The organism is Xanthomonas euvesicatoria pv. euvesicatoria (assembly GCF_020880415.1).
Taxonomy (GTDB): domain Bacteria; phylum Pseudomonadota; class Gammaproteobacteria; order Xanthomonadales; family Xanthomonadaceae; genus Xanthomonas; species Xanthomonas euvesicatoria.
On sequence record NZ_JAJIUJ010000049.1, the window covers coordinates 189,755 to 205,835 of the forward strand.

The 16,081-nt window shown below is 63.7% G+C and carries 13 protein-coding genes; all 13 read left to right on the forward strand.

Annotation, left to right across the window (positions count from 1 at the left end; genetic code table 11):
• Window positions 1-27 precede the first annotated feature (27 nt).
• The 13 genes from LN450_RS09265 to LN450_RS09325 all read left to right on the forward strand — a co-directional run bounded on the left by LN450_RS09265 (window position 28) and on the right by LN450_RS09325 (window position 16,080).
• Window positions 28-1,167 carry an aromatic ring-hydroxylating oxygenase subunit alpha gene (locus LN450_RS09265; protein WP_011347278.1) on the forward strand — a complete coding sequence of 380 codons (1,140 nt, stop codon included), beginning with the start codon at window positions 28-30 and terminating at the stop codon, window positions 1,165-1,167.
• On the forward strand, window positions 1,164-1,778 hold the full coding sequence (locus LN450_RS09270) for an LbetaH domain-containing protein (RefSeq protein ID WP_011347277.1): 615 nt from the start codon (window positions 1,164-1,166) through the stop codon (window positions 1,776-1,778). Before LN450_RS09265 ends, LN450_RS09270 begins: the two co-directional genes overlap by 4 nt.
• A 54-nt stretch (window positions 1,779-1,832) precedes the next feature.
• Window positions 1,833-3,062: an FkbM family methyltransferase gene (locus LN450_RS09275; protein WP_011347276.1), complete on the forward strand. Its 1,230-nt coding sequence runs from the start codon at window positions 1,833-1,835 to the stop codon at window positions 3,060-3,062.
• A gap of 184 nt (window positions 3,063-3,246) precedes the next feature.
• Complete coding sequence (locus tag LN450_RS09280) at window positions 3,247-4,521, forward strand: hypothetical protein (RefSeq protein ID WP_011347275.1); 1,275 nt, start codon at window positions 3,247-3,249, stop codon at window positions 4,519-4,521.
• Between the two features lie 41 nt (window positions 4,522-4,562).
• Window positions 4,563-5,312, forward strand: a complete 750-nt coding sequence (locus tag LN450_RS09285; RefSeq protein WP_011347274.1) for a 3-deoxy-manno-octulosonate cytidylyltransferase — start codon at window positions 4,563-4,565, stop codon at window positions 5,310-5,312.
• Window positions 5,309-6,076 (forward strand): FkbM family methyltransferase, encoded by a 768-nt coding sequence (locus LN450_RS09290; RefSeq protein ID WP_228729387.1) that lies wholly within the window; start codon window positions 5,309-5,311, stop codon window positions 6,074-6,076. Before LN450_RS09285 ends, LN450_RS09290 begins: the two co-directional genes overlap by 4 nt.
• A 244-nt stretch (window positions 6,077-6,320) precedes the next feature.
• Window positions 6,321-6,689: a hypothetical protein gene (locus LN450_RS09295; protein WP_129111546.1), complete on the forward strand. Its 369-nt coding sequence runs from the start codon at window positions 6,321-6,323 to the stop codon at window positions 6,687-6,689.
• 570 nt (window positions 6,690-7,259) lie between these two features.
• A complete protein-coding gene (locus tag LN450_RS09300) occupies window positions 7,260-10,760 on the forward strand; it encodes a glycosyltransferase (RefSeq protein WP_011347271.1) in 3,501 nt (1,166 codons plus the stop codon).
• Between the two features lie 220 nt (window positions 10,761-10,980).
• Window positions 10,981-11,352: a flagellar hook-basal body complex protein FliE gene (gene fliE, locus LN450_RS09305; protein ID WP_011347270.1), complete on the forward strand. Its 372-nt coding sequence runs from the start codon at window positions 10,981-10,983 to the stop codon at window positions 11,350-11,352.
• A gap of 13 nt (window positions 11,353-11,365) precedes the next feature.
• A complete protein-coding gene (gene fliF / locus LN450_RS09310; RefSeq protein ID WP_011347269.1) occupies window positions 11,366-13,090 on the forward strand; it encodes a flagellar basal-body MS-ring/collar protein FliF in 1,725 nt (574 codons plus the stop codon).
• Between the two features lie 10 nt (window positions 13,091-13,100).
• Entirely contained in the window at window positions 13,101-14,090 is a 990-nt protein-coding gene (gene fliG, locus LN450_RS09315; RefSeq protein WP_005918162.1) for a flagellar motor switch protein FliG, read from the forward strand.
• Window positions 14,087-14,707, forward strand: coding sequence for a FliH/SctL family protein (locus tag LN450_RS09320; protein ID WP_011347268.1), 621 nt, complete (start codon window positions 14,087-14,089; stop codon window positions 14,705-14,707). The genes fliG and LN450_RS09320 overlap by 4 nt, the downstream gene beginning before the upstream one ends.
• Window positions 14,704-16,080 (forward strand): FliI/YscN family ATPase, encoded by a 1,377-nt coding sequence (locus LN450_RS09325; RefSeq protein WP_005918170.1) that lies wholly within the window; start codon window positions 14,704-14,706, stop codon window positions 16,078-16,080. The genes LN450_RS09320 and LN450_RS09325 overlap by 4 nt, the downstream gene beginning before the upstream one ends.
• The last annotated feature ends 1 nt before the right edge of the window (window position 16,081 follow it).

Genomic DNA, 16,081 nt, shown 5'->3' on the forward strand with positions numbered 1-16,081 from the left:
GCAAATATGCACTTCAGGAGGTAGGACATGAGACGCCACGCACTTGACGTCAAACACTACACCAGCCCGCATACCTTCGAGCTGGAGCAGGCGCGGCTGTTCAGCCGATTGTGGACATTTGTCGGTTTTTCATCATTAGTGGCCAAACGTAATCAGTTCTTCGCGCGCCAGGTTGCTGGTGTGCCAGTGCTGGTGCAGCGCACCGATGCCGGAATTCGCGCCTTTATCAATCAGTGCCCGCATCGTCAATCGGCGATCCAGATCGACAGCCATGGCAAGCGGCCGTTGGTGTGCCCGTATCACGCATGGTCGTTCGGACCGGAGGGCGAGTTGCGTGGCCTGCCCAACCCAGGTCTGTACCAATTCACCGCCGAAGAGAAGGACGCCATCTGTCTGCGCAAACTGCACCTAGAGCAGGTCGGCCAGCTGTTGTTCGTCAATCTCTCCGAACAACCCTTGCCGCTGACCGAACAGTTTTCACCCGAGTACCTGGAGCAGCTGCGCCTGGCGTCCTCGCATCTGGACTCGCAGATCATCTACAGCTGCCATCGGGTGCGCTACAACTGGAAGTTGAACATGGAAAACGTCAAGGACTATAACCACGTCCCTTTCGTTCACCCCAAGACCTTCGGCCCGTTGATGACGAGTACGGACAAGGCGGCACGCACCCAGGAGTCTGGGTCCGACGCTGCTTCGCCGGTGAAACAACTACTACAGTCCAAGGCCGTTCCCGCATTGAGCGAGCTCAGCTTCCCGGTCAAGGCGCATATCACAGCGCAAAGTAGCTGGTTTCGTTCGCTATGCGACCGCTACGGCGAGGATGAGGCCTACTACAACTGGTTCGTCTACCCTAACGTCAACTTCTGCAGTGTGCGCGGCGACTATTTCCTGCTTCAGCAATACGATCCGGTTTCGTCATCGGAAACCGACTACCACCTGTGGGTAATGACAGCGCAGCGCAAGCACGAGCGCACCGACTTCACGGCCCTGTTGAGCGATCTGATCCGCGGCGAGCGTACCGTCATCGCGGAGGATACTGTCTTGTTGGAACGCATGCAGGCCGGTTTCGGACCGCACTCCGACCACATCACGCACGGCGATTACGAGATTCAACTGGTGCGCCAGCATCGTTGGTACCGCGGCGCGGTGCTGGAGGAAACGCATTGACCTCACTCATCCTGCTGGGTCAGGACGATGCGCTAACGCAGGCGGTACGCGCGGCAAACGCATGCGGATTGGTGCACACCGTGATCGAACTGAAATCGGCCGACCGTCACAACTTCGAGCTGGACGACATCTTCGCGCGCTTCCCGACGGCAGACAGCGAAGTTTTTGTCGCGCTGGACGCACGGGCGGTGAACTACGCACGCCACAAGCTGGTCGCGCAGCTGCGGCTTGCCGGCTATCGATTGGCGAACCTGATTTCGCCAACGGCCATAGTCGATGACGATGTGCGTTTGGCAGGCAATGTCTACATCGGACCCGGGTGCAACGTTGCTCCTGGCACGCGCATCGGCGTCGGTTGTTGGCTCGATCGCCAGGTCGTGATCGAGTCCGATGTCCGCCTGGGTGCCTGCACAACTCTACATGCAGGCGTCTCGATTGGGCGAGCTGTGGACATCGGGCAAGGCAGTACACTGGGCAGCGGCAGCATCGCAGGCGCTGGCACGAAAATCGGCCGTCATTGCGAGTGGCTGCTGCCCGGCGTATTGCCCATCACCCTCCCGGACCGTTCCTTCTACGATGCGCTGATGCCCCAGGGAGCACGCATTTTGTGATTGACCTAATCATTCAAACAGCCCAACAAACTTTGCCTTTCCCGAGAACATGTAATGACGCTGGATGAGTACCAACGGATGAGCATCAATCCCGACGGGGACGACCGCATCCTGCGTGAATGCCTTGTTGCCTGCGCGGACTCGTATGCGCGCGAGCCGAACTTTTGCGTGCCGAAAGAGGCGCGTCGGGTGTTGGAAGAGAAAGGAAAGAGGGTGCAGGTGGTCCTGCTCGGCAGCAAGCTGTTCGGGAGCGTATTCGTACGAGAGGCAGCATCACGCGTCGACATCGTCGGCGTCGTGGACGACTACAAGGTCGATAGCGGCCAGACCTTCCACGGCATCCCTTTCATTACGTCCGCGACTCTGATCCATTGGGCACGCACCCGCCAGATTGTCTGTGTTAACACGTGTCGCTTCGACTACTCGCGTCGTTACTTCAAACACCTCACGTTTGCAAACAGCATTCCTCTACTCAACTACGAGCAGGCCATCCGTTGGCTAGGCATTACGGCATGCAGCGATCACCGGGTAGACGACTGGGGCAGTTACATCGTCCGCAACTTGCCGCGCTTCGATGCCCTGGCTACGCGCCTCGGCGATCCATACTCTCGCTTCACGCTGTTCAGCGTGCTGCTGGCGCATTTGAGCTGCAATCCGGAATGGCTCCTCCACGCAGCCAAGCCATATTCGAGTCTGTATTTTCGATCAGGTCTGTTCGTGCCTGGTTTGAAGGAATGCTTTGCCGACTGCGGTGCGTCGATCGCCGAATCAAGCCGCGCCTTCCTGGATAGCGTGGATGAACGATTTGAAAAAATATGGATGATCGAGCCCGACCAGATCAATGGCAGCACACTCCGTGAATTCATCCAGACCCGTTCTTCTCTGTCCGGCGATAATTGCAAAATTGAGTTAATTGCGTGCGCTTTGGGAGAAGCAGATGGCGAACTGCCGTTCCTGCATGAAGGCGGACCTGGCGGCCAACTGGTGCCGGTGCCGTCTGGGCAGGCACACTGCCACAACGTGTCGGTACGCCGCCTGGACGACCTGCTCGATCGCACACCGACACTCATAAAAATGGACATTGAAGGAGCGGAGCTGGGGGCCTTGCGCGGTGCCAGTGCGCACATCGCAACGGGACGTCCAACGTTAGCGATTTCCGCGTATCACCGCTCCTCGGACTTGCTTGATCTGGTCGACGCAATTGAAAACATCCGCGACGATTATCGTATCGGCCTGCGCCACCACACCGAGGACCGATGGGATACCTGCCTTTACTTCTATTAGGTCATCCGCCTCAAGCAATCTGACCTTTCCCAATAAACAAAGCAGCCTCTTTCCTCATGCGTAATGGCTGCAAGACGGAATTGAATGTCGAGAGCAGCTGCACTTTTATACGAAGGTCGTCATACGGAATTGTCATATACCCACAGCGGATACCACATGCAGCCTTGAATAGGAACCAAGCCAAATGGCGTTAGCAATCGGTTCGATCGAGCGAGCCACCATCAAGTACCCTGGACTGGATCCGGCGTGTACTAAGCTTGTCGGTTGGGGAGCCGGACAGTTCTTCCGCGATTTCTATCCGGCCATCGCCGAACGGTTGAACCTGGCGTACACCATCTGTCCGCGGCAGGAAAATCAGGGCGCGACGGTCCATGGAATCCAGGTCAGGCCGCCCTCTGCGCTGAATGACGAATCCACCGACGATGTGCTGATTGTCATCTTCTCTAATCACTACCCGGAGGTGATGAATCAGATCGCAGCGGCGCATGGCCACTTCCGCACGGTGCGCGCAGTCGATTACGACCAGAGCAGCATCGTGACGCTGCAGGAGCTGCAGAAGCTTGCCGGCCTGTTGCCGGACCTGCGCATCTCGCGTCGGCTGATCTCGCCGGAGGCGGGAATTTTCGTCCAGGGTCTTGCGTCCGACTTCACACCACTGGTGCTGGCCTGGAATCGGCTGCATTTTCCTGATGTCTATCAGTGCATGGTGACATGGGACCATCAGTCCGAGGAGCTCCTTGATCGCTGCCGTCCCTGGCTGGACAAACTGATCCTGGTGCCGCAGCCGGAGAACCTTGGCCTGCATTACCGCAACGCCGTACTCAGGTCGGCGCGGTTGGGGGCCGAGCACCTGGCCGAGCATGGAATACCGGTCGCCGTGCGCTGCCGCCGCGATAACGTGCTTACCGGCTCGGTCCACAAGGTCATCGATACGTACTTTCGCGCCAAACGCAACCAGGGAAAGATTGCTGTGTCGTTGGCGGCTTCCTGGCAGCACATGCCGTTCCACTTTTCGGAAAAAGCCATGTTGGGCAGGACCGATGACATGGTGGCGTTATGGTCGACCCTGGAAGACCCGCGGCCAGCCAGTTATGCGGACGATGAATTGTCGCCGACACTTGAACTCGCACCGGAACGACATTTCCAGGAGCTCAGCCAGTACACCTTCGAGTCTTCGTTGTGGCGGGACTATGCACGCCGTCTCGGATTCCCTACAGACACCTTGGCCGACGGCTATCGCTTTGCGCAGTCGCGGCTGCTTGCCCTGGAACCGCATATGAGTTGGAGTTCGCTGAAGTTTGTGCCTTTGTTCAACGTGGTGCGCGACACCAGCTATTCCTTCTCGATGGACAGCTGGAACCGCCTGTTAACAGATCCCGAGGCGGCGCTGGAGGCTGCGGAAGCAGTCAGCCGGCTGGCGCTCAATTCGACCGACTTCTGGCAAGGACGAGCGGGCTGACCGCTCCGAACGGCCAATATATCGGTTGCCAGGAGGCTTCCATGACTTACGCCATCATCATCCCCGCGCGGCGCGACTCTTCGCGCCTGCCCGGAAAACCGCTGATCGAGTTGGGCGGCGTGCCCATGATCGTGCGCACCTATCAGCAATGCGCCAAAGCGGCGCCAGCCGAGCGCATTCTCGTCGCCACCGATTGCGATGTGATTCAACGTACCTGCGAGCAGGCCGGCATCCGCACCTTGATGACCTCCAGCGACTGCCTGACCGGCACCGATCGTGTTGCCGAGGTCGCGCAGCAGCTCGATGTGGACACCTATATCAATGTGCAAGGTGACGATCCGCTATTCAATCCGCAGGACGTGCGTCTGCTGATCGACGCTGCGGCAGCTTCACCGAATGATGTCATCAACGGTTACTGCCCTGTCGCCAACATCGACGAGTTACGTAACCCGAGCGTGCCCAAGGTGGTGGTTCGCCCGGATGGGCGTCTGCTGTACATGTCGCGCGCGGCGATCCCGGTCACCAAGCAAGGCGAGTTCCGGCGTGCCTGGCGGCAGGTGTGTGCGTACGCGTTTCCCAAACAAGCCTTGCAGGCGTTTGCGTCGGTATCTTGCAAGACCACGTTGGAAGACATTGAGGACATCGAGATCCTGCGTTTTCTGGAACTTGGCTTTGAAGTGCGTATGGTGCAGATGAGCAACCAATCGATCGCGGTGGATACGCCGGCTGATGTCGTGCGGGTGGAAGCAGCACTACGCATGACGCAGCTCGGCGAGCGGAACGCGCCATGACGCAGGATAAGATGCCCCACACGCCGCCCGGCGTGCATTCGCCCATCTGTGGCACTTCCGATCTCAGAAATGAAGAACATGCCCGGGCGTATTCGCCACGCCGCTTCTTCGACCAGTTACTGACGACCAACGCCCCATTGATAGTGGACGTGGGCGCGCATCGCGGCGAGTCGATTCAGCACTTCAAGTCGATCTATCCGGATTGCCAGTTGTATTCGTTCGAACCGGACCCGCAGAATTTTGCCGAACTGGAAAAAGTGGCTGCTCAGTTCGGCACGACCACCATGTGCGTTGCGTTGGGCGAGAAGGAAGAAGTCGGTCATTACTACCGGCAGAGCATCTCGCACCTGGGCGGGTTGCTGCCGGTCAATGCGGATTCCACCGACTCGCTTGGCTATGCGCGGCAGGCGTCGAACGAGGAGATTGTGGTCAGCAAGACCACTCTCGACAACGCCTGCGCCGCGCTGGGAATCGCACAGATAAATATTCTCAAGATCGATGTGCAGGGGTTTGAGCGTCAGGTGCTGGAAGGCGCGACTGCGATCCTGCAACACACCGACTGCGCAGTGATCGAGATCGGCCTTTACGATTTCTACGGCAAGACCAACAGCTTCGTCGAGGTGGTCAACCTGATGCAGGCGGCCGGCTTTTCGTTGTGGGACATCGCCAAGCTGTCGAAGAATCCTAAGAGCTTGCGCACTGATTGGATCGAAGTGGTTTATCGCAAGGAATCAGCACAGTCGCAATATCTGCCGCAGCCATGAACGCAGCCGGAAACCTGCCAGGCGGTCTATGCCGACGTCGACGTGTGCAAGCATGCTAACGATCAGTCATTTAACGTCATGAGCCACGCTGTTGACGCGGCGAAAAATTCGACTTGCCAGCCTATCCTATCCTGGGCAGTGTCATGGTTTGGTGTGCGCGTCGTGCATCGAAACGTCCTTTAGATCTCGACGGATATCATCCTATCGACGCATCTCAGCAGTATTCTGAAGCGAGGAAACCACCATGGAAATCTCGGGCAAGACAACGATTGTTCCGGTAGGAACTCAATTTGCGAATGTCGGCGTTGCAGCCAACGTTGTTACGCAAATTGTCTCTCCTGCCACCAACCAGTACGGCCTCGTGATTCGCACATGTAGTCTGAGCGGCGCTTCGTCCGCAATAGGCCTTGCCGTCTACGCAGATACTTCGGCACCATCCGGATATGGGGACGGAACCAAAAGGGTGATATTTCTCGGCGTTGCTCCTCCCTCAGACCACTTCCCCTACCAGGTCTACCTACCTCCCGGCTATGGCGTTTGGCTGGTAACGAACGGAAACGGCAGTATCAACATAACCTATGACGTCCTGGATAGACTGCCCACCGGCCTTTGACTGTTCACCGGCCCAGATCTCGAGTGCATTGCGCTATCAATGCGTCCATCGTTGACATGCAGGAGACCTGGATCACAGCACTCGTAATCCTGCAACCTTGTCTGGACATCACCACTCACCGGTCGAGGGTATTTTCATCGCCCACACCCGTTCAGGCGAGCAAGCCAGGCACGGGGCATTGATGTGGCGTTCTTCGTTGGACGATCCATCTGCCGCGCAAGCGATGGGCTTGATGAGTGCTGCCGAATTCCGGTGGCACGCCGCCAAACGCCACTGCCTGCTCTTGAATGCCAAATGGCCCGTAACCAAGCGCGTTGCCTACTTCAGGAGCCAGGCAGGACGGAAATGGTCGCCGATGGGCAGCACGGTAGCAGCGCAGCCATTCCTCCCGATAACGACGCGTCATGCTTCGAGCGGCATGCATATTGCATCGGTTCGGCCAATCCGATGCTCGCTGCCTTCCGCGTGATCGGACCAATTCGCGTTGGCACTGCATCCAGCATCGGATAATTCTTGAATGATCAACTCGAACCACCACCCGTGAGCTCTCCTGCCCTAGTCAGCATCGTCATGCCGACCTACAAGCCACGCTATTTCGCGCAGGCGCTGGACAGCGTGCTGGCGCAGACTTACACGGTGCTGGAGCTGGTGATCTGCGACGACAACGCCGATGGCGCCATCGAGGCCGTGCTGGCGTCGAGGCTGGCTGACGCCCCATTTCCGATCCGCTACCACCGCAATACCCCCCGCCTCGGCGAACTCGGCAGCACGGTCAAGGGGATCGGCCTGGCGCAGGGCGAGTACGTCAAGTTCCTGCACGACGACGACGTGCTGGAGCCGGACTGCGTCGCGCAGCTGGTGGGCGCAATGGAGCGCAACCCCGGCACCGCGCTGGCGTCCTCGCGCCGGCTGCGGATCGACGACGACGGTGCGCCGTTGCCGGACATCCTGGCCACCAGCTTCCCGTTTGCCGAGGATATGCTGATCGACGGGCCCGAGCTGGTGTCGTTCCTGGCCGACCACGCCATTAACTTCATCGGCGAGCCGAGTTGCGTGCTTGCACGGCGCGCCGACCTGATGGCGCTGGGTGGCGAGCTGATGATGTTGAACGGCAAGGCCATCCACTGGGTTGGCGACCTGGCGATCTACGTCAAACTGCTGCGTCGCGGCAACCTGGCCTTGCTGTCCAGCCCGCTCACGCAGTTCCGCGTGTCCAGCGCGCAGTTCAGTCAGGCCGGCCGCGATCAGCCCGGTATCGGCGATCAAGGCCACGACGACCTGCGCCAGGGCATCCGCCAACTCGGCTGGCGGCGCGAGGGCGGCGACAACCGCCAGGTGCGTGTCGCCCCGCTTAGCCCGCACAAGGCGCGGGTGTTCAAGTCGGTGGATCTGGTCAACGCCTTGATGCAGAGCGCAGGAATGGCCGAGCGCGTGTCGCCGGCCACCTGGCTGGGCGTGCGCCATCCCAGCGATGTGCAGCGCGCGTTGATCGAGGCCCGCTTGCAGGCGCATGCGGGCGGCCCGCGGATCGCAGTGATGGTGGTCGACAGCGACGGCGATGCGGCAGCGGTGGCCGCAACCCAGGCCAGCCTGGCGGCGGTGGCGTGTTATCGGAACCAGCAGACCTGGGTGATCAGCAGCTCGCCGCAGCAGGCCGCCGAGCACGGCGGGCGCGGTGTGCTGATCGGTCCGGACGGCTTGGTGCCCGCGCTCAATCGGACCATCGCCACGCAACAGTCCATCGACTGGGTGCTGCTGGTCCAGGCCGGCAGCCTGTTCACCGCCAGTGGCCTGCTGATGCTGGCGCTGGAGATGCTCGCGCTGCCTGACACGTGTCAGGCCATCTACGCCGGTGAAGTGGTCGCGCTGGACGGCGGTCAACTGGGGCTGGCGATGCGGCCGGCGCTGTATCTGGACATGTTGCTCAGTTCACCGTCGACGATGTCGCGGCATTGGCTGTTCCGGCACCAGACGCTAGTGGCCGATGGCGGCTTTGCAACCGAAACGAGCGACGCCTTCGAACTGGATTACCAGCTTGGGCTGGTCGAACGCTACGGCCTGGCCTGCATCCAGCACATCGCCGAACCCTTGCTGGTGGCATCGGCCACCACGCGGCATGGCGACGAAGACGAGCAGCGCGCCATCAGCCGCCATCTTGCCGCGCGCGGGTACGTGGACGCGGTGGTGAGCAGCAACGGCCCCGGCAGGCACGCGGTGGACTACCGTCATGCACAGCAACCATTGGTCAGCATCCTGGTGCTGGTGGATGGACGCCTGGCGCAGGTGCAGCGCTGCCTGGAAAGCGTGCTCGCCAACACCGGCTACCCGCACTACGAGCTGCTGTTGCTGGATCGCGGCGACAGCGCCGAGCCGGCGCTGTGCGACTGGCTGGCGGGCATCGACAACCTCGGCCTGCAGCAGATCCGCGTGCTGCGCTTCGAAGGCGACCCCTCGCGCGAGGCAGCCTGCAATGCGGCAGCCGAACAGGCACGTGGGGAGGTGTTGCTGTGGTTGGCGGCCGGTACGGCAGCGATCAAGGCTGATTGGTTGGCGCAGCTGCTCAACCACGCGCTGCGCCCGGAGGTCGGCGCGGTGGCCGGCAAGCTGCTGCGCGGCGACGGCACCGTGCATCACGCCGGCCTGCTGCTGGGCCTGGGCGCACCGGCAGCACGCGCCTTCGCAGGTGCGGCGTTCGACGAATCGGGCTATCTGCAGCGCCTGCAACTGGATCAGAACTACAGCGCGCTCAGTGGCGAATGCCTGATGCTGCCGCGCCAGCTGTTCCTGGACGCCGGCGGCTTTGCGCAGGAACCGGCATTGGCGCAATGGAGCGACGTCGACCTGTGTCTGCGCCTGCAGCAGGCCGGCTATCTCAATGTCTACGCCGCGCGCGCGCAGCTGTTGATCGACCCGCCCGACGCGACGCCCGCCACTGCACTCGACGAAGAAGCGATGTATGCGCGTTGGCTGCCGCTGATGGCCAACGACCCGGCCTACAACCCGGGATTTTCGCTGGACCCGGGCGCCGGCTTCCAGCTGGCCGACCCGCGCGCCAGCTGGCGGCCGCTGCAGTCGTGGCGTCCGCTGCCGAGCGTGATGGCGCTGCCGGCCGATATCGAAGGCTGCGGGCATTACCGGGTGATCCAGCCACTGCGCGCCTTGCGCGAGGCCGGGATGGCCGAAGGGGTGTTGTTCAACGGCTATCTGGAGATCAGCGAGCTGGCGCGCCAGGATCCCGACGTGGTGATCCTGCAACGCCAGGTCGGCGAGCCGCGGCTGGAGGCGATGCGGCGGATGAAGGCGTTGTCGCGCGCATTCAAGGTGTACGAGCTGGACGATTACCTGCCCAATTTGCCGCTGAAGAATGCGCACCGCGAGCACATGCCCAAGGACATTCTGAAGACGGTGCGGCGCGGGCTCGGCATGGTGGACCGCTTCGTGGTCTCCACCCCTGCCCTGGCCGAGGCGTTTGCTGGGCTGCACAGCGATATCCGCGTGGCCGAAAACCGCCTGCCGCCGCATTGGTGGGAACATCTGCCTGCGCGGGCCGAACGCCAGGGTGGCAAGCCGCGGATCGGCTGGGCTGGGGGCGCCAGCCATACCGGCGACCTGGAGCTGATTGCCGACGTGGTGAAGGAGCTGGCCGGCGAAGTGGAATGGGTGTTCATGGGGATGTACCCGTTTGCGCTGCGCCAGCATATTCACCAGTTCCAGCCGGGTGTGCCGATCGATGAGTACCCCGCCGCGCTGGCGGCGCTGGACCTGGATCTGGCGCTGGCGCCGGTGGAGCAGAACCTGTTCAACGAATGCAAGAGCAATCTGCGGCTCCTGGAGTACGGCGCCTGCGGTTACCCGGTCATCGCCAGCGACGTGCGCTGCTACCAGGGCAGCCTGCCGGTGACGTTGGTGAAGAACCGCTACCGCGACTGGATCGGCGCCATCCGCGAGCACTTGGCCGACCTGGACGCAGCACGCGCCAGGGGTGCGGCCTTGCGCGAGGTGGTGCGGCGCGACTGGATGCTCAGCGGCAGCAATCTGGACACCTGGCGGGCCGCCTGGTTGCCGGACTAACGCGGATGCGCTGCTTCAGCTGACCACCCACCGGGTTGCCCTCATCCGGCGCTGCGCGCCACCTTCTCCCGCAGGCGGGAGAAGGAACACCTGGCTGCGGGAGAAAACAAGCCAATCGCTGCGACGCGGCCGCGACTGGAACGCCCCCGCGCCGGAATCCCGGCGCCATTTCGGCACGCCGCTTGCATCGGTGTGGATGCCTCCCTGGCTGACCGCACCCATGAGCGATTCCGTCACCTCCATCCTCTCGCAGATCCGCAGCTACCAGACGCAGATGGGCCAAGGCCCGATGGGCGCGGTGGGCGATGCGGCGCTTGGCAACCAGATCCAGGGCCTGGCCGGCGCACAGGGAACACCGGCGACGCAGGCACCGAGCTTCAGCGAGACCTTGCGCGGCGCCATCGGCGGCGTCAACGAGGCCCAGCAGAAGGCCGGCGCGCTGTCCAAAGCATTCGAAATGGGCGACCCCAATGCCGATCTGGCACGGGTCATGGTCGCCTCCCAGCAGTCCCAGGTGGCCTTCCGCGCCACCGTGGAAGTCCGCAACCGTCTCGTCCAGGCTTATCAGGACGTCATGAACATGCCGCTGTAAAGGTTGACGACACATGGCACTCGCGATCAGCAAAGAAAACATGAACCAGAACGCCGAAAAGGCGGGGCAATGGTTCGACCGTGTCCGCAGCCTGCAGATCACCCGCAAGCTGACCATGATGGCGATGATCGCCCTGGCGGTCGCGGCCGGTCTGGCGGTGTTCTTCTGGTCGCAGAAGCCTGGCTATCAGTCGCTGTACACCGGCCTGGATGAGAAGGGCAATGCCGAAGCGGCCGACCTGCTGCGCACCGCGCAGATTCCCTACAAGATCGACCAGGCCACCGGCGCCATTTCGGTGCCGCAGGACCGTCTGTACGACGCCCGCCTCAAGCTGGCCGGCTCCGGCCTGACCGGCAAGGAAACCGGCGGCGGTTTCGAACTGATGGAAAAGGACCCGGGCTTCGGCGTCAGCCAGTTCGTGGAAAACGCCCGCTACCAGCACGCGCTGGAAACCGAACTCTCGCGCACCATCGGCACCCTGCGCCCGGTGCGCGAGGCCCGTGTGCACCTGGCCATTCCCAAGCCCAGCGCCTTCACCCGCCAGCGCGATGTAGCCAGCGCCTCGGTGGTACTGGAATTGCGCGGCGGCCAGGGCCTGGAGCGCAACCAGGTCGATGCCATCGTCAATCTGGTGGCGTCCAGCATCCCGGACATGACCCCCGAACGCGTGACCGTGGTCGACCAGAGCGGCCGCATGCTCTCCATTGCCGACCCGAATAGCGATGCGGCCCAGCACGCCGCCCAGTTCGAACAGGTGCGCCGCCAGGAAAGCTCCTACAACCAGCGCATCCGCGAGCTGCTGGAGCCGATGACCGGCCCGGGCCGGGTCAATCCGGAAACCAGCGTGGATATGGACTTTTCGGTGGTCGAAGAAGCCCGCGAGCTCTACAACGGCGAGCCGGCCAAGCTGCGCAGCGAGCAGGTCAGCGACACCAGCACCAGCGCCACCGGCCCGCAGGGCCCTCCGGGCGCCACCAGCAATAGCCCCGGCCAGCCGCCGGCACCGGCCGTGGCCGGCGCGCCGGGCACCCCGGCGGCCGCCAATGGCCAGGCCGCGGCCCCGGCCACGCCGACCGAAAGTTCCAAGAGCGCCACGCGTAACTACGAATTGGACCGAACCTTGCAACACACCCGCCAGCCGGCCGGTCGCATCAAGCGCGTCTCGGTGGCGGTGCTGCTGGACAACGTCCCGCGCCCAGGCGCCAAGGGCAAGATGGTCGAACAGCCGCTCACCGCTGCCGAGCTCACCCGTATCGAAGGCCTGGTCAAGCAGGCAGTGGGGTTCGACGCGGCACGCGGCGACACGGTGTCGGTGATGAATGCCCCGTTCGTGCGCGAAGCGGTGGCGGGCGAGGAAGGCCCGAAGTGGTGGGAAGACCCGCGCGTGCAGAACGGTCTGCGCCTGCTGGTCGGTGCGGTGGTGGTGCTGGCGCTGTTGTTCGGTGTGGTGCGCCCCACCCTGCGTCAGCTCACCGGCGTGACCGCGGTCAAGGACAAGCAAGGCAAGGCTGGCAAGGATGGCACTCCACAGAGCGCCGACGTGCGGATGGTCGACGAAGACGACGACCTGATGCCCCGCCTGGAAGAAGACACCGCGCAGATCGGTCAGGACAAGAAGACCCCGATCGCTCTGCCAGACGCCTACGAAGAGCGCATGCGCCTGGCGCGCGAGGCCGTCAAAGCCGATTCAAAACGTGTCGCACAAGTCGTGAAGGGATGGGTCGCCAGTGAAGCCTGATACACAACCGATGACTGGAGTGCAGCGCGCCGCGGTGCTGTTGCTGTCGCTGGGTGAGAGCGACGCGGCCGAAGTGCTCAAGCACATGGACCCCAAGGAGGTGCAGAAGATCGGCATCGCCATGGCCACCATGACCGGCATCTCGCGCGACCAGGTCGAGAAGGTGATGGACGAGTTCAACGGCGAACTGGCCGGCAAGACCTCGCTGGGCGTGGGCGCCGACGACTACATCCGCAACGTGCTGATCCAGGCGCTGGGCGCCGACAAGGCCGGCGGGCTGATCGACCGCATCCTGCTGGGCCGCAACACCACCGGCCTGGACACCTTGAAGTGGATGGACCCGCGCGCGGTCGCCGACCTGGTGCGCAACGAGCACCCGCAGATCATCGCCATCGTCATGGCGCACCTGGACAGCGACCAGGCCGCCGAGGCGCTGAAGCTGCTGCCCGAGCGCACCCGCGCCGACGTGCTGCTGCGCATCGCCACCCTGGACGGCATTCCGCCGAATGCGCTGAGCGAGCTCAACGACATCATGGAGCGTCAATTCGCCGGCAACCAGAACCTGAAGTCGTCCAACGTGGGCGGCATCAAGGTGGCGGCCAACATCCTCAACTTCCTGGACACCGGCGCCGACCAGGGCGTGCTGGGCGAGATCGGCAAGATCGACGCCGACCTGGCCGGCAAGATCCAGGACCTGATGTTCGTGTTCGACAACCTGGTGGACCTGGACGACCGCGGCCTGCAGACGCTGCTGCGCGAAGTCTCCGGCGAGCGCCTGGGGCTGGCCCTGCGCGGCGCCGACGTCAAGGTGCGCGAAAAGATCACCCGCAACATGTCCCAGCGCGCGGCCGAAATCCTGCTCGAGGACATGGAAGCGCGCGGCCCGGTGCGCCTTGCAGACGTGGAAGCGGCGCAGAAGGAAATCCTCACCATCGTCCGCCGCCTGGCTGACGAAGGCGCCATCAGCCTGGGCGGCGCCGGTGCGGAGGCCATGGTATGAACGAGGTGGTCACCCGCTGGCTGGCCCCGGACCTGCAGCTCGTCCCGGCCCTGCCGGAACCGGACTACGAAGAACCGGCCATGCTCGAGCCGGTGCTGCGCCCGCCGACCCTGGAAGAGATCCAGGCCATCGAAGATGCCGCCCAGCACGAAGGGTTCGCGCGTGGGCATGCCGAAGGCTTCGCCCAGGGCCAGTCGGAAGTGCGCCGCCTCACCGCGCAGATCGACGGCATTCTGGACAACTTCACCCGCCCGCTGGCGCGGCTGGAAAACGAAGTGGTCGGCGCGCTCGGCGAATTGGCCGTGCGCATTGCCGGCCAGCTGGTCGGCCGTGCCTACCAGGCCGACCCGCAACTGCTGGCCGACCTGGTCGGCGAGGCGGTCGATGCGGTTGGCGGCGCCGGCCGCGAGGTCGAAGTGCGCCTGCACCCGGACGACATCACCGCGCTGCTGCCGCATCTGGCGCCCAGCAGCACCACCCGCGTGGCCCCGGACATGAGCCTGAGCCGCGGCGACCTGCGTGTGCACGCCGAAAGCGTGCGCATCGACGGCACCCTGGACGCGCGCCTGCGGGCTGCGCTGGAGACGGTCATGCGCAAATCCGGAGCGGGCCTGTGAGCGCCCTGTTCGGTGCCACCCCGGCCGATTGGCTGGATGCACGCAATCTGCGCCTGGCCACGCGCCTGGGCACCCTTGGCCTGGAGCCCACCGCCGGTCGCACCCTGATCCGCGAAGGCATCCTGCGCCGCGCGGTCGGCCTGACCCTGGAAGCGACCGGCTGCGAAGCGCCGATGGGCGCGACCTGCAAGGTCGAGGTCGATGGCGGCTGGGTCGACGCCGAAGTGGTCGGCTTCGCCGGCGAACGCACCTACCTGATGCCCAGCGCCGAACTGCATGGCCTGCTGCCCAATGCCCGGGTGGTGCCCTCGCGCCGCCGCGGCGGCGTGGAAGTGGGCGAAGGCCTGCTCGGCCGCGTCATCGACAGCGACGGCACCCCGCTGGACGGCAAGGGCCCGATCCGCGCCGAAGGCAGCATCGGCATGGCCGGCGTGTCGATCAACCCGCTGGCGCGCGAGCCCATCACCACCTCGCTGGATGTCGGCGTGCGCGCCATCAACGCCATGCTGCCGATCGGCCGTGGCCAGCGCGTGGGCCTGTTCGCCGGCTCCGGCGTCGGTAAATCGACGCTGCTCGGCATGATGACCCGCTTCACCTCGGCCGACGTGATCGTGGTCGGGCTGATCGGCGAACGTGGCCGCGAAGTGCGCGATTTCGTCGAAACCACCCTGGGCGAAGAAGGCCTGCGCCGCGCCGTGGTCGTGGCCGCACCGGCCGACCGCCCGCCGTTGGCGCGCCTGCATGGCGCCTACCGCGCCACCGCCATCGCCGAATGGTTCCGCGACCAGGGCTTGAACGTGCTGCTGCTGATGGATTCGCTGACCCGCTTCGCCCAGGCGCAGCGCGAGATCGGCCTGTCGGTGGGCGAGCCGCCGACCACCCGCGGTTACCCGCCGTCGGTGTTCGCCAAATTGCCGGCGCTGGTGGAACGTGCCGGCAACGGCGCCAAGGGGCGCGGTTCGATCACCGCCTTCTACACCGTGCTGACCGAAGGCGACGACCCGCAGGACCCGATCGCCGATGCTGCCCGCGCCATCCTGGACGGCCACATCCTGCTCTCGCGTCGGGTGGCCGACAGCGGCCTGTATCCGGCCATCGACCTGGAATCCTCGGTCAGCCGCGTGGTGCAGGACATCGCCGACGACACCTGGCGCCTGCGCATCCGCAAGCTCAAGCGGCTGCTCTCGGCCTACACCGCCAACCGCGACCTGATCGCCATCGGCGCCTACCAGCGTGGCAGCGACCCGGCCACCGACGAAGCGCTGGCGCGCTGGCCGGAAATCGTCGAATTCCTCGGCCAGGACGTGCACAAGGCCTCGCTCCTGAGCGACAGCCTGTCCGCCCTGCAACAACTGGTCGAACCCGAGAACTAAT